Here is a 19,066-nt window from a genome sequence, read left to right on the forward strand (position 1 = left end):
TTTTCGCTTTAGCTCAACTTTCTCTATTTCGATTTCCTTTCAGCCTCTTGCTTCTGTAAAGTGGCCAATTGATTCTGGAGCTGGAAGGTCACTTTCTCACAGTCCGTAAAGCGCTGCTCGGACAATTGCAGCGCCTTTTCGGTGTTCGAGAGCCGGTAGTATAAATAGCCGATGAGGGCTAAGGCGAGCACCAGCGTCCCGAGTACAATAGCGTTTTTCATGAATAGGCAAAATGAAAAAGAACGTCATGCTGAGCGTAGTCGAAGCATCTCGCCTGCTGCAGTAAACCAATCGATTGAGTTACTACCACAGGTGAGATGCTTCGACTACGCTCAGCATGACGTTCTAAAGGTTTAGGGTCACGCGTTAAATAGCCGTGTTCGGGTCGAACTGCTCAAGGTAGTCGGCCACTTTGCGCACGAACATGCCGCCGAGCGAGCCGTCGACCACGCGGTGGTCGTAGCTGTGCGAGAGGAACATGAACTGGCGCACGCCAATCAGGTCGCCCTGCGGCGTCTCAATCACGGCGGGCTTCTTCTTGATGGCGCCCACAGCCATGATGGCCACCTGCGGCTGCATGATGATGGGCGTGCCCATCACGTTGCCGAACGAGCCCACGTTGCTGAGGGTGTAGGTGCCGCCTTCGAGGTCGGCGGGCGTGAGCTTGTTGGCGCGGGCGCGGTTGGCCAGGTCATTCATCTTCTTGCTCAAGCCGTTCAGGTTGAGCTGGTCGGCGTTGTGGATGACTGGCACAATGAGGTTGCCGCTGGGCAGGGCCACGGCCACACCGATGTTGATGTCGCGCTTCTTGATGATGTAGTCGCCGTCAATCGACACGTTTATCATCGGGTAGTCCTGGATGGCGCGGGCCACGGCCTGGATGAAGATGGGCGTGAAGGTGAGGTTTTCGCCCTCGCGCTTCTTGTAGGCGTCTTTGTGCTTGTTGCGCCAGTTCACGAGGTTGGTCACGTCGGCCTCCACAAAGCTGGTCACGTGCGGCGAAATCCGCTTCGAGTCCACCATGCGCTGCGCAATCATCTTGCGCATGCGGTCCATCTCAATCAGCTCCTGGCCGCCGCTCACGCTCGGAGCGGCTTTGGGGCTGGCCGCTGCGGCGGGTGCGGCAGGGGCAGGCGTAGCTACCGGCTGGGGCTGTGCAGCCGGGGCCGGCGCAGGAGCAGCAACCGGAGCTTTGGCCGCGCCAGCATTCAGGGCCGGCTTGCCGTTGGCCACGTAGTCGAGTATGTCTTTTTTGTCACGCGGCCTTCCTTACCGGTACCGGGCAGGTATTCCAGGTCCGTCATGCTTACGCCTTCCTCGCGGGCAATGCTCAACACTAAGGGCGAGAGGAAGCGGCCGGGCTGGTGCTCGGCTGCTATGGCAGCTTGTTGAGCCGCTTGCGGGTCGCCGGGCTCGGGGAGGTAAGGAACTTCGGCCACGCCCGCGTCGGGACGAGTGCCGTTGCTGGAAGGGGCGGGTGCGGCTTGTGCAGCGGCAGGGGCGCCAGCAGCTGCCGAATCGGTTTCCATCACGGCGATGGGCGCGCCTACGGCTACTACCTGGCCTTCCTGCACCAAAATCTCCTGCAACACGCCCGCGTAAATGGCCGGTACTTCGGTATCAACTTTGTCAGTGGCCACTTCCAGCACTGATTCGTCCTGCTCAATTTTGTCGCCGACTTGCTTGAGCCATTTCAGGACGGTGCCTTCCATGATGCTTTCGCCCATTTTGGGCATCGTCATTTCCACTCGTGCCATAAAGGAGGGGTATTTTGGGAATTAAGGGTGGGATGGGAATTTGGTGGGGCAAAGGTAGCCAGAAAGCTGAACGCCCCCGACGCGAAGCGGCGGAGGCGTTCAAATCGGTGTTACGGATTCAGGACATCGCGGGTGGTCCGGTGGAAGTGCCTGCGCTTCAGCTTGCGCCGAACAACGGGCGGAATAGACCAGCCGTCGTGGTAGCGCCTGATGATGGCTGCTTCGTTCTCGGCGCTGTAGAAACTGGCTTTCGAAATGCCCGCAATACTGAACGCCGCACCCGCCAGTACGTCCTGGCGGACTTCCTGCGCGGTGAGCGGCCTGCCCACACGTTGGGCATACAGTGCCTTGCTTGCCGCACTGTCCTTCACCGCCTCCATGCCCTTGGCGCTGCCGCGTTTCTGGCGAAACAGCTTGTGTACGGCGAAAGCGGTATCTCGTCCCTGGCTGAGGGCCGGCAGAGCACCACTCAACAATATGCCAAGCAATAAGTATTTTTTCATCCAGCAGCAGTGTATCGAAAGCGTGGCCAACAAGTATCGAAGTAAACCGGCAACACTCTGTTTTCAGCTCAACGGGCGCTACTCGACGGTGATGACGGGCAGGCCTTCTTCGGTTAAATCGCCGCCAGAAGTAGCCGCTTCCTTTCGAAACTTCGAAAAGCAAATGGTGCGGTTCGAGGCAAAGCGGTTGGTGGGGTCGTTGATGACGACGACGTGCTCAAAAGTGCCGAATTCCTTGCCCTCGTACATCAGGCGCTGCTTGATGCCCAGGTCTGGCTTGTTCACCACGTTGACGTAGATAGAGCGGCCTTTTGCATTCGGCCCCGGCTTGGCATAGAGCACCGTGGTTTCGATGTTGCCATTGCAGGATTCTGCACAGCCAAATAGGGTAGTTCCGCTGCCAATTATTGTGGCAAAAAATAGAGCCTTAGGTACAAACTGAAACCGACGGTTCATTTTTTCAGAAAGGTTGAGAAGTAGTCGAAATTGAGCCAAAGCTTCGGATGTCCACTATACTTTAGCCCAGAGCTAAGCATTAAGAAAAACGCCCCGCTAAAGTAGCGAGGCGTTTTTGTGATTTTTAAACAGGCTTTATATCGTCGAGAAATCAAACGACTGCTCCAGAAATGCCGTGGTGAAATTGCCTTCGTTGAACTGCGCGTTGTCCATCAGCGCCAGGTGGAAGGGGATGGTCGTCTTCACGCCTTCTACCACGAATTCGCTCAGGGCGCGCTTCATCTTTACGATGCACTCCTCACGGGTTTGGGCCACGGTGATGAGCTTGGCAATCATCGAGTCGTAGTTGGGCGGGATGGTGTAGCCCGCGTAAACGTGCGTATCAACGCGCACGCCGTGGCCGCCGGGAATGTGCAGCGTGGTGATGCGGCCCGGCGCCGGGCGGAAGCCGTTGCGCGGGTCCTCGGCGTTGATGCGGCACTCCATGGCGTGCATCTTCGGGAAGTAGTTTTTGCCCGAAATCGGGATGCCCGCCGCTACTTTGATTTGTTCCTTGATGAGGTCGTAGTTGATGATTTCCTCGGTCACGGGGTGCTCCACCTGGATGCGGGTGTTCATCTCCATGAAGTAGAAGTCGCGGTTAGCATCTACCAGAAACTCTATCGTGCCCACGCCTTCGTAGCCGATGGCCGAGGCGCCGGCAATGGCCGCTTTGCCCATCTTCTCGCGCAGGGAGTCAGTCATGAACGGCGAGGGAGCCTCTTCCACCAGCTTCTGGTGGCGGCGCTGGATGCTGCAGTCGCGCTCCGAGAGGTGGCACACGTGGCCGAACTGGTCGCCCACAATCTGCACCTCAATGTGCCGGGGCTCCACCACAAACTTCTCCAGGTACATGCCGTCGTTGCCGAAGGCGGCTTTCGACTCCGTGCGGGCGTCGTCCCAGGCTTTCTGGAACTCGTCGTCGGAGTGGATGATGCGCATGCCGCGCCCGCCGCCGCCGGCCGTGGCCTTCAGGATAACCGGGTACTTGATTTTGTTGGCGATTTTCTTGCCCTGCTCCACCGATTCAAGCAAGCCCACCGAGCCCGGAATGCAGGGCACGCCGGCCTTAATCATCGTGGCTTTGGCCGTGGCCTTGTCGCCCATCTGGTTTATCATCTCGGGCGAAGCCCCGATGAACTTGATGCCGTTTTCGGCGCAGATGCGCGAGAATTCGGCGTTCTCGCTCAGGAAGCCGTAGCCGGGGTGGATGGCGTCGGCGTTGGTGATTTCGGCGGCCGAAATCAGCGTGGGCATGCTCAGGTACGACTTGGCCGATGCGGGCGGGCCGATGCATACGGCTTCGTCGGCAAACTTTACGTGCAGGCTCTCCTTATCGGCAGTTGAGTACACGGCCACCGTTTTGATGCCCATTTCCTTGCAGGTGCGGATAATGCGCAGGGCAATTTCGCCCCGGTTGGCGATGAGTATTTTCTTGAACATTGGGTGGGAGTTAGAAATAAAAAATGAGGAATGAAGAATGAGGAATGAGGAATTGACCGAACGACCAATTCCTCATTCCTCATTCTTCATCCTTCATTCAAAACGGTGCTACTCAATCAAAAACAACGGTTGGTCGTACTCCACCGGGGTGGCGTTCTCCACCAGGGCCTTCACGATGCGGCCGCTTTCTTCGGCTTCGATTTCGTTGAACAGCTTCATGGCTTCGATGATGCAGATAACCTGGCCTTTCTCCACCATGTCGCCTACCTGCACGAAGGCCGGAGCGTCGGGCCCGCTGCTGCGGTAGAAGGTGCCAATCATGGGCGCTTTCAGCGATTTGTGGCTGCTGCTGGATGCTTCAGCGGGCGCGGCAGCAGGAGCCGCAGCCAGGGCCGGCGCGGGAGCATGCGCAGCGGCTGCCGGGCCAGGAGCGTGGGAGTGTGCGGGGGCCGACATGCTGACGACCTGCTTGGTGTTGGGGTCGCGCTGCACCGAAATCTTAAATTCCTCGGTTTCGATGTTGACCTTGTTTAGGCCCGATTTGGCGATAAAATCGAGCAGGCTCCTGTATTTCTTTGGCTTTCATGGCAGCGTCCTTTTTGGGCGTATTTGACATCTTGGTTAGCTGCTAGCTGTTGGCTGCTAGCTGTTAGCTTTTGTGGAGCGTCAGCTAACAGCTAATTGCTATCGGCTAACAGCTTAATAAAGGCTACTTTACGCGCTCGACGTAGCTGTAGTCGCTGGTCTTGACCCGAATTTTGGTATCGGTATCAATGAACAGCGGCACCTGAATGCGGGCGCCGGTTTCCACCGTGGCGGGCTTCAGGGTATTGGTGGCCGTGTCGCCTTTCAGGCCGGGCTCGGTGTACGTCACCACCAGCTCAACCGTGGTCGGGAGCTCGGCGGTGAGGGGCTGCTCGGTTTCGGCGTGCATCAGGATGGTTACTTCCTGGCCTTCCTTCATGAGGTCGGCAAAGGGCACCATGGCGTCGGGCAGTACAATCTGCTCAAACGTGCTGGTGTCCATGAAAGTGAAGCCGTAGTCGTCCTTGTAAATGAACTGGTGGGGGCGCTGCTCTACGCGGGCCGTTTCCACTTTCACGCCGGCGTTGAAGGTGTTGTCGATAACGCGGCCGGTCTTGATGTTGCGCAGCTTGGTACGCACGAAGGCGGGGCCTTTGCCGGGCTTCACGTGCTGGAATTCGGTGATGACGTGCAACTCGCCGTTGTAATTAAGGACGAGGCCGTTGCGAAAATCGGCGGTTGATGCCATGGTTGTTAAGCTTTAAGCTGATAGCCGTTAGCTATTAGCTTTTGTGGGGAATTTTAAGGGGTTTGCTGCAGCTTGCTGCGCCGCAGTATCGTTTAAACTTACAGGGTTAAGAAAGAACAAAGCTAACGGCTAATAGCTAGTCGCTAACAGCTATTGCTTGGCTACTTTATCGCCATCGTACGCCCATTTGATGTAGATGGAGCCCCAGGTGAAGCCGCCGCCGAAAGCCGCCAGCACCAGGTTGTCGCCGCGCTTGGTGGCGTTCGTAGTCGGCCAAACACAGCGGGATGGTGGCGTTGGTAGTGTTGCCGTAGCGGTGAATGTTGAGCATTACCTTCTCGGGGCCCACGCCCATGCGGTTGGCCGTGGCGTCGATGATGCGCTTGTTAGCCTGGTGGGGCACCAGCCAGGCCACGTCGTCCTTGCTGAGGTGGTTGCGCTCCATTACCTGCGCGGCCACATCGGCCATGCTTTTCACGGCAAACTTGAACACCGTGGCACCCTCCTGGTAGATGTAGTGCTCCTTGGCATCTACGGTGGCGTGGGACGGGGGGCGGCGGCTGCCGCCGGCTTTCTGGTGCAGGTAGGCCTCGCCGCTGCCGTCGGTGCGCAGCACGTGGTCGAGCAGACCGTAGCCTTCGGTGTTGGGCTCCAGCAATACCGCAGCGGCACCGTCGCCGAAGAGGATGCAGTTGGCGCGGTCAGTGTAGTCCACGATGGACGACATCTTGTCGGCGCCCACCACAATTACTTTCTTGTAAGTGCCCGCCTCAATGAACTGCGAGCCCGTAGCCAGCGCGAACAGAAAGCTGGAGCAGGCTGCGTTCAAGTCGTAGCTAAAGGCCTTGGTGATGCCCACGCCGTTGGAAATGATGTTGGCCGTGGCCGGAAACAGCACGTCGGGCGTGGTGGTGGCGCAAATCAGCAGGTCGATGTCCTGCGGGTTGGTGCCGGTTTTGTCCAGCAGTTGCTGGACTGCTTTAATGCCCATAACGGAGGCACCTTGATTCTCACCCTTCAATATGCGGCGTTCCTTAATGCCGGTGCGGGACGTAATCCACTCATCGGTGGTATCCACCAGCTTTTCAAGCTCAGCATTGGTAAGCACATATTCGGGCACATAAGCGCCCACGCCGGTGATGGCAGCAGTAATCTTCATACGGGCAAAAGTAGGCGGGGCAAGCGAGAAATGGGCATGGGTGCCGAAAAAAGCGCAACCATTTCGCGTACACGAAATCGGCAGCGGACCCCCGCAGGGTTAAAAAATCCGGCCGGGGCCGGAAGTTTTCCCCATCGCCGAAAGCAAGGTTTATGACTTAAATGTAGCTTTTATTTGCTCGACAATCCCAGACTGCGCCATATTGAAGCCCTGCACCAGCATGTTGCAGATGGCCAGCGGCGTGCTCCGGCCGTGGCCGATAATGGCGTTGTCGTTGATGCCCAGAATGGGAGAGCCGCCCACGGCCTCGTAGTTGAACTTGTCGAAAAACGGGTCGTGAATCTGCTTCTCGTCCATCATTTCGTAGATGGACTCGGCCATCTTCAACAGGATGTTGCCCGTGAAGCCATCGACTACCACCACGTCGGCCTTCTCGTTGAACATGTCGCGGCCTTCAATATTGCCCACGAAGTTGATGTGCGGGTTGGCCTTCAGAAGCTGGTGCGCAGCCTGCGTGACGGGCGTGCCTTTGCCTTCCTCTTCGCCCAGGTTCACCAGGCCTACTTTGGGCTTGTCGATGCCCAGCACGTACTGTGCGTAGAGCGAACCCAGGCTCGCCGAACTGCTCCAGCATTTCGGGCTTGCACTCGGCGTTGGCGCCCACGTCGAGCAGGATGCCAAACTTGTCTTTGAGCTTGGGAACGAAGTTGGCAATGGCCGGGCGAATAACGCCGGGCACGGCCTTCACCGTAAACATGGCGCCGACGAGCATGGCGCCGGTATTGCCCGCCGAGCAAAACGCCTCAACTTCGCCAGCCAGGAGCAGCTTGTAGCCCACGGCAATGCTGGAATCCTGCTTTTGTTGAAAGGCTTTGGCCGGGTGCTCCGCCATTTCGATAATCTGCGTGGCCGGCACGAATTCGAGGACGTCGGCGGCAGAACCCGCTGCTTGGAGCAGGGGCGCACGGCGTCTTCCTGACCAATGAGGACGATGGTGGCCCGGCCGGCAAGTTGTTCGGCGGCCAGCAGGGCACCCGCCACGGCGGCTTGGGGGCGAAATCGCCGCCCATTGCGTCGAGGGCTATTTTCATGTAGGAGGTGTTTGGGGAGGTCAGGAGATAGGGTAGTAACTACAAGTCCGGCCCCGCTGGCTTAAAAAGGAGCGAAGCCGGACCGTAAGGTACCGCGAAGTAACAACCTGACGCGCTATTCGTCGTCGCCCGTAGTATCGGCAGCGGGAGCAGAGCTCACCTTCGAGTAGTTTTTGATGGCCAGCTGGCCGTTGTGGTACAGGTCGCCGTCTACTACATAGGCCTTGTGGCGCAGGTGCAGCTCGCCCGTGTTGGGGCACAAGGTAACGGCCTTCGGGGTCAGCTTGTAGTGCGTGCGACGCTTATCGCGAACGGAGGAAGAGGTGCGGCGCTTAGGATGAGCCATGGGGAATTATGAATTATGAGTTTTAAATTATGAGTTGGGAGTAGAGGGAGCGACTCGCGGCGCTGACGGGTTAATTCAGGTTGCGCAGGGCTGCCCAACGCGGGTCGGCCGGCTCGTCGTCATCGGGCGCATCATCGGCAGGACGGGTGCTGAAGATGAGCTTGGTGGGAGCGTCAGGGTTGTCGTCGGCTTCGTCCTGGAAGCGCGGGTGCAGCTTCTTCATGGGCAGCGCCAGGCCAATGTAGTCGTACAGGTGCTGCGCCAGCGGCAAGGACTGGGTTTCGGGCGTGATTTGCAGCACGTTGTCGTCCAGCTCCTTGTTCTCATCGCCGAAGCGCACCAACAGCTGCTCCTCAATGTCCAGCGGCTGGTCGAACTCGTCGAGGCTGCGGTCACAGGTCAGGCGCACGGTGCCGGTGATGTGAAAATTCAGGGTGAGGAGCCGTTCGGTTTTGATTAGCTCAACATCGGCGTGCAAATTGCCTTGCTCCACCAGGGGCTGGTCGAATAAGGCGAAAAAGTCGGGACCCAGCTCAAACTCAAAATGGTGCGTTTTCAGCGCCAGCTTGGCAAGATTGAGGTCGTATTGGCTTTCTTTTTCACGGTCGGCTTGATAGCAGGGGGCAAAAGTAGTGAAATTCCCGCTTTTTGCCAAAAGATAAGCCCAACTTTCTGAGCAGTTTCGGCCGGGAAGGGCCTTTTTTGCACTGATGGTCAGCTGTTCTCCGGCAAATTGCGCTGGCTTCTATACGTTGCTCCAGCGTTAATGGTGCCCTGAAAACTTGAGCTGTTCCTAGCGGGCCGAGCGCGGCTGGGCGTCTTCCCAGCGCTGCCGCCACACCTCGCAGGCCAGGTACACTGCCGCGCGGAACGACGATTCGTCGGCCTTGAACTGCCCGGCCAGACCGTAGGCGGTGCCGTGGTCGGGGAGGTGCGCACCACCGGTAGCCCGGCCGTGAAATTTACGCCGCGCTCAAAAGCCATCAGCTTAAAAGGAATCAGGCCCTGGTCGTGGTAGAGCGCCAGGGTGGCGTCGAACTGCCGAAATTGCTGAGTGCCGAAATAGCCATCGGCCGGGAAAGGGCCGAAGACCAGGTGGCCTTCCTGGGCAAACTGCTGGATGACGGGCGCCACGGTGTCGCCTTCTTCGCTGCCCAGTAGGCCGTTTTCGCCAGCGTGAGGGTTAAGACCCAACACGGCAATACGTGGCTTGAGAATGCCGAAATCCTGCGTGAGCGACTTAAGCAGCAGGGTGATTTTGGTGCGCAGCAGCTCCGTAGTAAGGCGCCCGGGCACATCTTTAAGCGGGATATGGCCCGTGACGGTGGCAATGCGCAGCCCCCTTCGTCCACTAAGAACATCAGGCTCTCTGGCGCTCCGAAAAACGTGGTCAGGAACTCGGTGTGGCCGGGGTAGCGGAAGTCGTCGGCCTGGGTGTTGTCCTTGCTGATGGGCGCCGTGACGAGGGCATCGAGCTTGCCGGCTTTGAGGTCGCGGCTGGCGGCCAAGAGGCTTTCGCGGGCAGCCTGGCCCGTGGCGGGCGAGGCTTGCCGGGCGCGAGGACAAAATCCTCCTCCCAACAGGTCACGGCGTTGAGCCGGCCGGGAGCGATATCGGCGGCGTCGCGCAGCTGACGAAACATGAGAGGCTCGGCATCAGGGGCAACCGGGAAGTCGTGGAAGAGGTCAGTGGCGGTGCCATACACGACCGGGGTGCAAATCCTGAGCAGCCGCTCGTCGAGCAGCGTTTTGTAAATGACTTCGGGACCGATGCCGGCAAGGTCGCCGACCGAAAAACCTAAGCGGGGAAGGGAGGGGGCATTATTGTATTGCGTGCTTTTAGCTAAGCGCTAAGATTAAGTCTTTAGAACCGGCTTCGAGTGAATTGTGCTCGTCATAATGCACATGACATCCACTGGGTACATTATCTTGAGCTAAGGTCAGAAGGTGAGTTGCTAATGATTTCAGTCCTGCTTGGTTTCCGGTGATAACAACTTCATTATCCACTACTTCAACCTTTATTTCAAAACCGTCGCTCCACAGATACCTTATACCTGTCGAGCTACTGTACTCAGGGATGACAATTGTCATCTCCATTATTTAGCCAGCTGCTTAGTCAGGAACTCATACAGCAAGCGCACGCCCGTGCCCGTGCCGCCTTTGCCGCGGTAGCTCTCGGCTGCGGTGAGGAAGGCGGGGCCGGCGATGTCGAGGTGCAGCCAGGGGTAGGCTTCGGCGAAGCGCTCCAGGAACTTGGCGGCGGAAATCTGGCCGGCCTCGCCCTTACCTAGGTTGCTCAGGTCGGCGATGTCGGACTTGATGTGGTCGGCGTACTCGTCCCAGAGGGGAATTCTACCAGGCGCTCGTGCACGCGGTAGCCGGCAGCGGTAAGTTTCTCCTTGGTGGCGGCATCGGCGGTGCCCATCACTGCCGAGGCTTCGGTGCCCAGGGCGCGCACGGCGGCGCCGGTGAGCGTGGCCAAGTCGATAACCAGGCTCGGGGTTGTATTTCTTGGCGAAGCTCAGGGCATCGGCGAGGAGCAGGCGGCCTTCGGCGTCGGTATTTTTACTTCAACGGTGAGGCCGCTGTGCATGGTAATAACGTCGCCGGGCGCGTAGGCCAGGCCGCCGGGGCGGTTGTCGGTGGCGGGTACCAGGCCGATGACGTGCAGCGGGACGTTGTTTTTGGCCAGGGCATAGAGCGTGCCGGCTACGGCCGCGCCGCCGGCCATGTCGCACTTCATCATGTCCATGCTGTTGGGCGTGGGCTTGAGGCTGAGGCCACCGGTGTCGAACACCACGCCTTTGCCTACCAGCACATAGGGCTTGGCATTTTGGGCGCCGGTGGGCTTCCACTCCAGGATGCTGAAGGTGGGCGGCTCGGGCGAGCCCAGGTTCACGGCCAGCAGGCCGCCCATGCGCAGGGCTTCGATTTTGGGCAGGTCGAGGATGTCGGTGGTGTAGCCGGCTTCGTCGCCGGCGGTGGCGATGCTCTCGGCCAGCTGGATGGCGTTGAGCTTGTTGAGCGGGGCATTGACCAGGTTGCGAGCCAGGAACACGCCTTGCAGCAGGCCGTCGAGCGCGGCTACTTCCTGGGGCGTGGCAGCGTCTCCGACGATGGAAACGGTGGTCAGGCTGGGGGCCTTGCGCGATTTCTCGTCGGTTTTGTAGCCTTCAAACTGGTAGGCGCTCAGGGCCAAGCCTTCGGCGAGCTGCAGGGCGGCGTCGGGGGTGTCGCTCAGGTTGTGAATGTAGAGCTCGGCTACTTTTTCTTTCTTGAGCTGGGCGTGCAGGGCGTGGCCGCTGCGGCGCAGGGCCTCGGCCACCTGCTCGGGCGTGGGCTTGTTGGCGAGCACCACAAAGAAGTGGTGATGGCTGAAGTGGTTGAGGTGAACGAGCTTCTGGTCGTCGGCGAGGGCCGCGGTTACGTATTGCTGGGCCTGGGCCGAAAGGTCGCCGACGGCGCCGGCGGGCAGGGCAGTAGTGCCGTGCGACAGGATGAATACCTGCGAAGAATGGGCCGGCGCGGCGGCCACGTGGGCAAGGGCTAGGGACATGAGCGGGAGTGAAGGCCGTAGATTTGAGGCCGCAAGGTACTGTTTAGGTGGCGAGGTTTTGACAGAACGCATAGGAACGTCATGCTGAGCCCCTCGAAGCAGCGCTACCGTCTCGGTAAACTGCTTTGATTCCTTGCGTACTAGCCTTGTTGGGCTGGCGCCTGCCTTGAGTTGAGCCGGCCCGGCACCGCATCTTGTTTCTTACTAAATAGCTCCACCGTGAATACCGTTCGCCCCAAAAACACCTCGGCCAACACTTCTTGGCCGACCCCAACATTGCCCGCCGCATCGTGGCTGCCCTGCAGCTGCCCGATGGCGTGGGCCAGGTGCTCGAAATCGGGCCCGGCATGGGGGTGCTCACGCAGTATCTGCTGGAAAACCCGGCCTACCAGACCAGCGTGGTGGAAATCGATACCGAGTCGGTGGCATACCTAAAGGCCCACTACCCGGCGCTGGCCGACCGTATCTACGCCACCGACTTCCTGCGCCAGGACCTGAGCACCATGTTCCCCGGACAGCTGCTGGCCATCATCGGCAACTTCCCCTACAACATCAGCAGCCAGATATTTTTCCAGGTGCTGGCCAACCGCCAGCAGGTGCGCGAAGTGGTGGGCATGATTCAGAAGGAAGTAGCCCAACGCCTGGCCGAGCCGCCCGGCTCCAAAACCTACGGCATCCTGAGCGTGCTGCTGCAGGCCTACTATAAAATCGAGTACCTGTTTACGGTGCCGCCGCACGTGTTTGTGCCGCCACCGAAAGTGGAATCGGCCGTGGTGCGCCTTACCCGCAACGAAACCGAGCACCTGGACTGCGACGAGAAGCTGTTTTTTCGCGTTGTGAAGCAGGCCTTCCAAACCCGCCGGAAAACCCTGCGCAATGCGCTGAAGCCCTTCGGCCTGCCGCCGGAGGCGACGACAGATGCCATTTTCGAGAAGCGGGCCGAGCAATTGGGTGTGGCCGAATTTGTTGGGCTGACTCAGCGGATTGGGCAGCACAACGCGGGCTTGAGTGCCGCTTTGCCCGACATCGATTTAAATGATTTTGCGGAATAGCCAAGCTCATAACTTTTGAAATGAAGCTCTATAAAGCTTTGACTCTGTTTATGCCGCTACTATTGCTTTCAGGTTGTTTTTGGGGCGATGAATACGAGACCAAGCATTTGATTGGGCATTATTATCTGGATGAGACAGAGCCTGATTCCGGAGCTTGGTACCTTCATTTTGATGATGAAGAATTTGGCTTAGCTGATGCGCTTTTTAACTGTCAGGTAGTTGAAGCAGGATTTAATGAGAAATGCATCATTATGAGAGCCGTTTGCACCACGCCTCAGTTTTACATTGCCCGCATGAGCGGTACAGCTGACCGCGAGGTGGCACGCAGAAACATCCTCGGTCCGCTGACTGAAATGGAGTTTAACAAAGCGCTACATCAACTGTGTGGAAACAGAGTTCCACGATTTGATTCGAACTTGACAAAAGCTAGCAAATGGTGAATACCTGCCTGGTAGTCGACGAGATGCACCCGTCGCTGCATGAGATGCTGCAAGCCATTGGGGTGCCCATTTCTTATCAACCGACCCTGACGGCCGCCGAAGTACCCGCTGCCCTCGCAGCCTTTCCCTACGAGGGCCTGATGGTACGCAGCAAGCTGCGCGTGACGGCCGACCTGCTGGCCCACGGCCCACAGCTACGCTACGTGGCCCGGGCCGGCGCCGGAGTCGATAATATTGATGAGGCCGCCATGACCACGGCCGGCGTCACGCTGCTCAACGCGCCCGAGGGCAACCGCGATGCCGTGGGCGAATACGCCGTGGGCCTGCTGCTGGCGCTGTTTCGCAACATTGCCCGGGCCGACCACGAAGTGCGCCAGGGCCAGTGGCAGCGCGAAGCCAATCGGGGCGAGGAAATCGGCGGCAAAACCATTGGCCTGCTGGGCTATGGGCATATGGGCCGGGCGTTTGCGCGGCGACTCAACGCCTTTGGCTGCACCGTGCTGGCCCACGACATTGACCCAAACTGTGCGGCCGATGACTACGCGAAGCTGGTGAGTCTGCCTGAGCTGCAGGCCCGCGCCGAGGTGCTGAGCCTGCACATTCCGTATTCGCCGGCCAACCATCATTTTGTGGACGAACGCCTGCTCGCGGGCTTTACCTCGCCGATTTGGCTGCTCAATACGGCCAGGGGCGAAGTGCTGAACCAGGCCGCCCTGGTGCGGGCGCTGCAGGCCGGCAAGGTACGCGGAGCGGCCCTGGATGTGCTCGAAAATGAACGGCTTGGCACGCTTTCCCACGAACAGCAGCAGACGTTCGATTTTCTCGCTTCCGGCACTAACGTCGTGCTTTCGCCCCACATCGGCGGCTGGACGCACCAGAGCTACGCCCGCATCAACGAGGTGCTGGTGCGCAAGATTGCGGCTTTTCGGCAGCGCCCCCAAGGGGCAGTAGCAGGGAGCTAACCCATTTTGCGTATCTTTGCTGTGAACCTAAGGAGGGAGAACGGTTGGCAGTGCCAGCCGTTCTCCTTGCTTTTAGCCAAACCCACCAGCCGCTACATCCATCATGTCCACCATCAACTATTACACCCCCGAGGGCCTGCAAAAACTGAAGGAGGAACTCCAGGACCTGAAAGTCCGGGGCCGGGCCAAAGCTGCCGAAGATTTGCGCGAAGCCCGCGACAAAGGAGACCTGAGCGAAAACGCCGAATACGACGCCGCCAAGGATGCCCAGGGGTTGCTGGAGCTCAAGATTTCGAAGCTCGAAGAAGTAGTGGGCAATGCCCGCGTCATCGACGAGACGAACATGGACTTCACCAAAGTCCTCATCATGAGCAAGGTGAAGCTCAAGAACCTGAAAAACAACATGGTGCTCGACTACACGCTGGTAGCCGAGGAAGAAGCCAATCTGGCCGCCGGCAAAATCTCCGTGAAGTCGCCCATCGGCAAAGGCCTGTTGGGCAAATCGGCTGGCGACACGGCCGAAATCATTGTACCGGCTGGCAAGCTGCAGTTTCAGATTTTGGAAATCAGCCGATAGTATTTATTGAGCTATTAGCCTTTAGCTGATAGCTGTTAGCTTTGCAATGAAGGGCCTCTGCTGGAAAGTAGGGGCCTTTTGTCGTTATTCGCGGTATCTTTCACGCTCTCAGAACGGCTTTAAGTTGTTGCGATTAAAAGCTAACAGCTAAAACCATCAGCTAACAGCTAAAAAATGTCTTCTATTTTTTCGCGCATCGTTTCCGGCGAGCTGCCGGCGTTCAAGGTAGCCGAAGACGGCCGCCACCTGGCCTTTCTCGACATCACGCCCCTGGTGGAAGGCCACACGCTGGTGATTCCCAAGAAGGAAATCGACTACATCTTCGACCTGCCGACGGATGAGCTGGCCGCGCTGCACGCTTTCGCTCAGCGTGTGGCCAAAGGGTACAGGCCGCCGTGCCGTGCAAGCGCATCGGCGTGGCGGTAATTGGGCTGGAAGTGCCGCACGCGCACATCCACCTCATCCCGATGAACAAGGTGTCGGACATGAACTTCGCCAACCCCAAAATCAAAGTGCCCGAGGCCCGCATGCAGGAGCTGGCGGCGGCCATCGCAGCCAAAGTGGAGGAGGCAGCGGCCTGAGCGAAGCAAAAGCCAGCGCAGGTGCCACCTCCGGAGCCGCTGTGCCACCGGAGCTGAAAAAGCAGGTGGACGGCCTGATTTTCATAAGCGAATCGGATGCCCCGCTGGAAGCCGTGGCGTATGCTGCCCCCGGTGGCGAGCTATCGGATGCCGCGTTGCTGAAGGCCATGGGCGAGCCCGCCGGCACCAAAGTAGAGACCGTGGAGCTCACCCAATTCCTGCGCAACCACACGGCCGATGACGGCGTGCTGGGCGACGTAAAACTGGCCAACCGCTACAAGGCCCTGCAGATGTTTATGAAGCAGGAGCTGGACGGCACCAAAGTGTACCGCGTGGGCACCGGGCCGCAGGTGCACGCCTATGCGCTGGGCCGCACTGCGGACGGCACCCTGGCTGGCTTCAAGACCGTGCTGACGGAAACCTGAGGCCACTTCAGTTTTGCATACTTAGCTCAATAATGCGTGCAACTTTAGCGTAGAGTTGGCGGTCAGGCACAAACACGGGATGTTCCCGTGCAAAATGCCCCGCTACCTCTATGAAAAAACTTTATGCCTTTCTGCTGCTGGGTTTGAGCTTCAGCGCCTGCCAGCAACAGCCCGCTCCCCTTGCCACCGACCAGGTGAACACCCTCGTGGGCAATGCGGGCTACGTGGCCGCCACGGGCCAGCAGCCCACCGCCAGCACCAACGACGACGCCCGGGTGCAGGCCCACCTGGCATATGCCGAGCGGCTGTTGCGCCACAGCCCGACTGCCGGCCTGAGCCCCGCGCTGGCTCAGCGCCGCGCCCACGTGCTCGATTTGCTCCACACCTACTGGACTGCCGGCGTGTTTCCGCGCAACTACGACCACCCCGGGGAGCGCCGGCCGTGCTTCATCGACCGCGACGGCCGCCTGTGCGCCGTAGGCTTTCTGGTAGCCCAAACCGTCGGCCGCCCCGTGGCCGAACGCATCAACAAAGCCCATCAATACGACCTGATTGCTGATATGCGCACCCCCGCGCTGGCCAAATGGGTGCAGACTTCGGGCCTCACCAAGCAGGAGTGCGCCCTGATTCAGCCCACTTACGGCTATCAAGCCCCGGTGCGAGTGCGCAAAACGTGGAGCCGGTAGCTACCCGCTACGCCGTGGGTACGGCGGTGTGGAGCGGCTTTAACACCATGCTGGGCGTTGCCAACGCCAGCCAGTTCAACCTGCCGGGAGTGGGACGCGGCGCGGGCTACGTGGGCCTGCTCAGCGGAGCCGGGCAAGTGATGATGGGCGCCTTCCATTTGCCCGCCGACGAAAAGCCGCATTACGGCATTGGGTGGAACCCTACTGCTGGCGTATCGCACGCCCCGGAGCGCACCGTTTCAGTTGTAAACATCGGGGCTGGCACGGCCACCCTGGCGCTGAGTACCTGGAATCTGCTCCACCACCGCAACATGGATAAAGCCAGCCGCACAGCAGTGGGAGTGGTTTCTTTTCCAGGGAAAATAGGTGGTAGTGGCCTTTCCCTGACGCACCGCTTTTAGCCGGGCCGCTTTTTGGCTCAACCCAGCCCAATAAGTACGAAAACAGCGCTTAAATAGGCCCAGAGCACGGAAAAGGTGACGTGTACGACGGTTTCAAACCGCTTTCCCTGCCATAAAACGGCGGAGTAACCAAAGAACTGCACGAGCAGGCGGGCCAGCCAGAAAGCACCGCAGCCCAACGCAAGCTTGCGGCCGAGTGGCGTGCTGATGAGTTCGCCCGCGGAGCTTAGGCAAAGCAGGCCCATCAGCAGGACCGTGAACGCGATGAAGAACGTGTGCACGTACATCATCTGCCGATTGATTAAGCTCACGGCCGCAAACTCGTGGCGCCAGTTGAAATACCGTGCAAAAGCGGCGTGCAGCACTGCCAGGATGACCAATAAAAAGCCAATGAGCTTAAGCTGCAGTTCCATTTTTGCTCAGGATAAACGAGGTGATGAAGGGTGTGATTTTTATTTCCTGCTCCACTTGTAGTCCGACATTGCGGAAGGTGGAGAGCCAGGCGCAGCGCGAATGAAAATGGAAAAAACCAATCGTGTAGGCCAGGAAATTAGCGGCATCGCGCAGGTGCTCGGTCACTATTATGTGCCCGTCTGCTTTTGTGACCCGCCGTACTTCCCGGAAGAAAGCTGCGCGTTCGCTTGCATCCCGAATTTCGTGCGCGGCCAGAAAGGCGAACGTGAGGTCAATCGAGTTGTCGACTAGCGGGAGGGCCGCGCGGGCATCAACCTGGCGGGTGCCAGGAAATGGTGCATGCGCCCGGCGAGCGCGCTTGATGGAAACCTCGGTGTGCCGGGCAGGGTCGTAAAAATCAACGGCCAGCAGTTGCTCAGGAGCGTATTTGAGCTGGAGCACGGCGCTGATTTCATCGAACCCAGCACTCACGCTCATCAGGCGGGAGCCAGCAGCGGGGGCGCAGGGCAGCCAGCCCAACTGGTATAAATCAGAAAAATCGTACACGTAAGCCGAAACGGCCAGGGAGCTCAGCGCCGGGACCAGCACCAGCCCAAGCAACAGGCCGGCGTAGCTTTGAATGGCCGGCGGGCCGCTTATCCAGAGCATTCCCAGGCTCAGCGCAAAGCCCAAGGCAAGGAGGTAAAAGTGCCAGTTGAAGCAGACGACATTCCTCAGGCCCTGGAGCGGTTTTCTTAGCGGTTCCATATTTCGGTGCGTCCTTTTTCCAGGAGTAAGGCACGTTGCGCAGGGCGAAGGCATTGGCCAGAACCAGGCTGCTGAAATGGTAGCGGTCAAAAAAGCCAACCCGGTAGTTGAGGACGGCCACGGGTTGCGGCTCCCAATGTTCGCGCACGCCTTCCACTATCAGCATGCGCGAAGAACCCGCGTCGGCTGAGAAGGTGAACGGCAGCGGCCCGGCGAAGCGGCGGGCTTCGTGCCAGGTAGCAAAGGGCGACTGCGCCGGCAGCGAAACCTCCGGGCCCGGCGCGACGAGGGCAACGGCAAAGTCCGACTGCCGGGAGTGCACCGCGAAGCGCCCAGCGGTTTCCTCCCGGGCAATGTCCGTGGTTTGGTACCGGTAGTGGGTAAATACATTGCCCAGCACGGACATGCGCGTTTTGTCGGTTTCGGACCGCAGGATGTACAGGCCGCGCAGTCGCTTGCCGGTGGGCGATGGGTAGCGGACGAAAGCGCGGTACCCAATCAAATAAAAATCCTGGCCCAGCCACTGTGGGAAGCCCTTGGGCCGTAAGTGGCGCGTTTGCACCAGGGCCACAGCCACAAAGCCCCAGCGCCCGTCGAACGTGTCGGCTACCAGCGGGGCGGGGAGCAAGGCTTGAATTTCGGCCAGCGGCGCGGCGAAGGTGAGAACTAGCGAGTGCTCAAAAAACGCTTCCACCGCAAAAGGGTGGGTCTTCAGCCAAGAGAGCATTCGGTGGTCAGCGCGGTGAGAGACGGGCTGAGCCAAAGGTATGGTAATAAAGGAGCAAGCAGAACAGTCCAGCAAAAAAGGCATTGGCGCGGCCCCACAAAAGCAGGTCGGGCGCCAGCCAGGTTTCCAGCGCATTCATCGAGAGAATGAGCGCAATCTGCGCCGCCGCACACCAACGTCTCTTCACGCCGCTGATAACCCAAACCGCCATGCCGATTTCGGCCAGTCCAATCAGGCGAGTGAGTAGCCCTGCGTGGGCTGGCCCCAGAATGCGGGCCACGATGGCCTCGTGCCGGGGTACCAACGCCAGCAGTTTGCAAAGCAAGCCATTGGCCAGCCACACCATGGCTATGAGGTAAGTAAGAAGGCGGTGCATCGTAACGCGGACTTTTAATCCGCGAGTAAAATGGGTAGTTTGAAAAAACTCGCGGA

Annotated in this window: 22 protein-coding genes and 6 pseudogenes; 9 read left to right on the forward strand and 19 right to left on the reverse strand. The window is 59.1% G+C overall.

What is annotated here, in order from left to right; genetic code table 11:
* Positions 1–23: 23 nt before the first annotated feature.
* The 15 genes and pseudogenes from ACFQT0_RS15465 to ACFQT0_RS15535 all read right to left on the reverse strand — a co-directional run bounded on the left by ACFQT0_RS15465 (position 24) and on the right by ACFQT0_RS15535 (position 11,694).
* Positions 24–221, reverse strand: coding sequence for a hypothetical protein (locus ACFQT0_RS15465; RefSeq protein WP_380204063.1), 198 nt, complete (start codon positions 219–221; stop codon positions 24–26).
* Positions 222–366: 145 nt separating this feature from the next.
* A pseudogene (locus ACFQT0_RS15470) lies at positions 367–1,757 on the reverse strand (dihydrolipoamide acetyltransferase family protein).
* Between the two features lie 110 nt (positions 1,758–1,867).
* Positions 1,868–2,260: a hypothetical protein gene (locus ACFQT0_RS15475; protein ID WP_380204065.1), complete on the reverse strand. Its 393-nt coding sequence runs from the start codon at positions 2,258–2,260 to the stop codon at positions 1,868–1,870.
* A gap of 78 nt (positions 2,261–2,338) precedes the next feature.
* Positions 2,339–2,602: a hypothetical protein gene (locus ACFQT0_RS15480; RefSeq protein WP_380204067.1), complete on the reverse strand. Its 264-nt coding sequence runs from the start codon at positions 2,600–2,602 to the stop codon at positions 2,339–2,341.
* Between the two features lie 249 nt (positions 2,603–2,851).
* Positions 2,852–4,198 carry an acetyl-CoA carboxylase biotin carboxylase subunit gene (accC, locus tag ACFQT0_RS15485; protein WP_380204069.1) on the reverse strand — a complete coding sequence of 449 codons (1,347 nt, stop codon included), beginning with the start codon at positions 4,196–4,198 and terminating at the stop codon, positions 2,852–2,854.
* Between the two features lie 108 nt (positions 4,199–4,306).
* Positions 4,307–4,759 carry an acetyl-CoA carboxylase biotin carboxyl carrier protein gene (gene accB, locus ACFQT0_RS15490; RefSeq protein ID WP_380206038.1) on the reverse strand — a complete coding sequence of 151 codons (453 nt, stop codon included), beginning with the start codon at positions 4,757–4,759 and terminating at the stop codon, positions 4,307–4,309.
* A gap of 148 nt (positions 4,760–4,907) precedes the next feature.
* A complete protein-coding gene (gene efp, locus ACFQT0_RS15495; RefSeq protein ID WP_380204071.1) occupies positions 4,908–5,471 on the reverse strand; it encodes an elongation factor P in 564 nt (187 codons plus the stop codon).
* A 150-nt stretch (positions 5,472–5,621) separates the two neighbouring features.
* A pseudogene (locus ACFQT0_RS15500) lies at positions 5,622–6,630 on the reverse strand (beta-ketoacyl-ACP synthase III).
* 150 nt (positions 6,631–6,780) lie between these two features.
* Positions 6,781–7,721, reverse strand: a pseudogene (gene plsX, locus ACFQT0_RS15505) (phosphate acyltransferase PlsX).
* 115 nt (positions 7,722–7,836) lie between these two features.
* The gene (gene rpmF / locus ACFQT0_RS15510; RefSeq protein WP_068194512.1) at positions 7,837–8,067 is read right to left on the reverse strand and encodes a 50S ribosomal protein L32; all 231 of its coding nucleotides are present in this window, start codon (positions 8,065–8,067) and stop codon (positions 7,837–7,839) included.
* Positions 8,068–8,137: 70 nt separating this feature from the next.
* Complete coding sequence (locus tag ACFQT0_RS15515; RefSeq protein ID WP_380204073.1) at positions 8,138–8,722, reverse strand: YceD family protein; 585 nt, start codon at positions 8,720–8,722, stop codon at positions 8,138–8,140.
* Between the two features lie 59 nt (positions 8,723–8,781).
* Positions 8,782–9,363, reverse strand: coding sequence for a 4-hydroxythreonine-4-phosphate dehydrogenase PdxA (locus tag ACFQT0_RS15520; RefSeq protein ID WP_449272068.1), 582 nt, complete (start codon positions 9,361–9,363; stop codon positions 8,782–8,784).
* Positions 9,364–9,470: 107 nt separating this feature from the next.
* Positions 9,471–9,647, reverse strand: a pseudogene (locus tag ACFQT0_RS15525) (4-hydroxythreonine-4-phosphate dehydrogenase PdxA); the annotation flags it as partial.
* 258 nt (positions 9,648–9,905) lie between these two features.
* Positions 9,906–10,157, reverse strand: coding sequence for an Imm32 family immunity protein (locus ACFQT0_RS15530; protein ID WP_380204075.1), 252 nt, complete (start codon positions 10,155–10,157; stop codon positions 9,906–9,908).
* A 5-nt stretch (positions 10,158–10,162) separates the two neighbouring features.
* A pseudogene (locus tag ACFQT0_RS15535) lies at positions 10,163–11,694 on the reverse strand (leucyl aminopeptidase family protein).
* Positions 11,695–11,858: 164 nt separating this feature from the next.
* On the opposite strand from ACFQT0_RS15535, the pseudogene rsmA reads away from it, so the two are divergent.
* The 9 genes and pseudogenes from rsmA to ACFQT0_RS15580 all read left to right on the forward strand — a co-directional run.
* Positions 11,859–12,674, forward strand: a pseudogene (gene rsmA / locus ACFQT0_RS15540) (16S rRNA (adenine(1518)-N(6)/adenine(1519)-N(6))-dimethyltransferase RsmA); the annotation flags it as partial.
* A gap of 20 nt (positions 12,675–12,694) precedes the next feature.
* On the forward strand, positions 12,695–13,114 hold the full coding sequence (locus ACFQT0_RS15545; RefSeq protein ID WP_380204077.1) for a hypothetical protein: 420 nt from the start codon (positions 12,695–12,697) through the stop codon (positions 13,112–13,114).
* The gene (locus tag ACFQT0_RS15550) at positions 13,108–14,076 is read left to right on the forward strand and encodes an NAD(P)-dependent oxidoreductase (RefSeq protein WP_380204079.1); all 969 of its coding nucleotides are present in this window, start codon (positions 13,108–13,110) and stop codon (positions 14,074–14,076) included. Before ACFQT0_RS15545 ends, ACFQT0_RS15550 begins: the two co-directional genes overlap by 7 nt.
* A gap of 103 nt (positions 14,077–14,179) precedes the next feature.
* On the forward strand, positions 14,180–14,653 hold the full coding sequence (gene greA / locus ACFQT0_RS15555) for a transcription elongation factor GreA (RefSeq protein ID WP_380204081.1): 474 nt from the start codon (positions 14,180–14,182) through the stop codon (positions 14,651–14,653).
* A gap of 174 nt (positions 14,654–14,827) precedes the next feature.
* On the forward strand, positions 14,828–15,079 hold the full coding sequence (locus tag ACFQT0_RS15560) for an HIT family protein (RefSeq protein ID WP_380204083.1): 252 nt from the start codon (positions 14,828–14,830) through the stop codon (positions 15,077–15,079).
* Positions 15,070–15,234, forward strand: coding sequence for a hypothetical protein (locus ACFQT0_RS15565; protein WP_380204085.1), 165 nt, complete (start codon positions 15,070–15,072; stop codon positions 15,232–15,234). The genes ACFQT0_RS15560 and ACFQT0_RS15565 overlap by 10 nt, the downstream gene beginning before the upstream one ends.
* Before the next feature lie 41 nt (positions 15,235–15,275).
* Complete coding sequence (locus ACFQT0_RS15570; RefSeq protein ID WP_380204087.1) at positions 15,276–15,659, forward strand: nuclease A inhibitor family protein; 384 nt, start codon at positions 15,276–15,278, stop codon at positions 15,657–15,659.
* A gap of 110 nt (positions 15,660–15,769) precedes the next feature.
* On the forward strand, positions 15,770–16,345 hold the full coding sequence (locus ACFQT0_RS15575; RefSeq protein ID WP_380204089.1) for a hypothetical protein: 576 nt from the start codon (positions 15,770–15,772) through the stop codon (positions 16,343–16,345).
* On the forward strand, positions 16,333–16,746 hold the full coding sequence (locus tag ACFQT0_RS15580; protein ID WP_380204091.1) for a hypothetical protein: 414 nt from the start codon (positions 16,333–16,335) through the stop codon (positions 16,744–16,746). The genes ACFQT0_RS15575 and ACFQT0_RS15580 overlap by 13 nt, the downstream gene beginning before the upstream one ends.
* 17 nt (positions 16,747–16,763) lie before the next feature.
* Here ACFQT0_RS15580 and ACFQT0_RS15585 read toward each other — a convergent pair whose 3' ends face one another.
* From ACFQT0_RS15585 to ACFQT0_RS15600, 4 genes are read right to left on the reverse strand one after another with little or no spacing between them, the layout of a single operon-like run.
* Positions 16,764–17,159: a hypothetical protein gene (locus tag ACFQT0_RS15585; RefSeq protein ID WP_380204093.1), complete on the reverse strand. Its 396-nt coding sequence runs from the start codon at positions 17,157–17,159 to the stop codon at positions 16,764–16,766.
* Positions 17,143–17,706, reverse strand: coding sequence for a class I SAM-dependent methyltransferase (locus ACFQT0_RS15590; protein ID WP_380204095.1), 564 nt, complete (start codon positions 17,704–17,706; stop codon positions 17,143–17,145). Before ACFQT0_RS15590 ends, ACFQT0_RS15585 begins: the two co-directional genes overlap by 17 nt.
* The gene (locus tag ACFQT0_RS15595) at positions 17,690–18,634 is read right to left on the reverse strand and encodes a DUF2071 domain-containing protein (protein WP_380204097.1); all 945 of its coding nucleotides are present in this window, start codon (positions 18,632–18,634) and stop codon (positions 17,690–17,692) included. Before ACFQT0_RS15595 ends, ACFQT0_RS15590 begins: the two co-directional genes overlap by 17 nt.
* 7 nt (positions 18,635–18,641) lie before the next feature.
* Positions 18,642–19,010, reverse strand: coding sequence for a DoxX-like family protein (locus ACFQT0_RS15600; protein WP_380204099.1), 369 nt, complete (start codon positions 19,008–19,010; stop codon positions 18,642–18,644).
* Positions 19,011–19,066 lie beyond the last annotated feature (56 nt).

It is taken from the genome of Hymenobacter humi, assembly GCF_042665855.1.
In the GTDB taxonomy this organism is placed as follows: Bacteria; Bacteroidota; Bacteroidia; order Cytophagales; family Hymenobacteraceae; genus Hymenobacter; species Hymenobacter humi.

Bases quoted from the DNA above. Each gene is read 5' to 3' on its own strand.
- ACFQT0_RS15465 (WP_380204063.1), bottom strand. From the start codon at position 221: ATGAAAAACGCTATTGTACTCGGGACGCTGGTGCTCGCCTTAGCCCTC.
- ACFQT0_RS15475 (WP_380204065.1), bottom strand. From the start codon at position 2,260: ATGAAAAAATACTTATTGCTTGGCATATTGTTGAGTGGTGCTCTGCCG.
- accC (WP_380204069.1), bottom strand. From the start codon at position 4,198: ATGTTCAAGAAAATACTCATCGCCAACCGGGGCGAAATTGCCCTGCGC.
- efp (WP_380204071.1), bottom strand. From the start codon at position 5,471: ATGGCATCAACCGCCGATTTTCGCAACGGCCTCGTCCTTAATTACAAC.
- rpmF (WP_068194512.1), bottom strand. From the start codon at position 8,067: ATGGCTCATCCTAAGCGCCGCACCTCTTCCTCCGTTCGCGATAAGCGT.
- ACFQT0_RS15530 (WP_380204075.1), bottom strand. From the start codon at position 10,157: ATGACAATTGTCATCCCTGAGTACAGTAGCTCGACAGGTATAAGGTAT.
- ACFQT0_RS15545 (WP_380204077.1), top strand. From the start codon at position 12,695: ATGAAGCTCTATAAAGCTTTGACTCTGTTTATGCCGCTACTATTGCTT.
- ACFQT0_RS15550 (WP_380204079.1), top strand. From the start codon at position 13,108: ATGGTGAATACCTGCCTGGTAGTCGACGAGATGCACCCGTCGCTGCAT.
- greA (WP_380204081.1), top strand. From the start codon at position 14,180: ATGTCCACCATCAACTATTACACCCCCGAGGGCCTGCAAAAACTGAAG.
- ACFQT0_RS15560 (WP_380204083.1), top strand. From the start codon at position 14,828: ATGTCTTCTATTTTTTCGCGCATCGTTTCCGGCGAGCTGCCGGCGTTC.
- ACFQT0_RS15575 (WP_380204089.1), top strand. From the start codon at position 15,770: ATGAAAAAACTTTATGCCTTTCTGCTGCTGGGTTTGAGCTTCAGCGCC.
- ACFQT0_RS15585 (WP_380204093.1), bottom strand. From the start codon at position 17,159: ATGGAACTGCAGCTTAAGCTCATTGGCTTTTTATTGGTCATCCTGGCA.
- ACFQT0_RS15595 (WP_380204097.1), bottom strand. From the start codon at position 18,634: ATGCTCTCTTGGCTGAAGACCCACCCTTTTGCGGTGGAAGCGTTTTTT.
- ACFQT0_RS15600 (WP_380204099.1), bottom strand. From the start codon at position 19,010: ATGCACCGCCTTCTTACTTACCTCATAGCCATGGTGTGGCTGGCCAAT.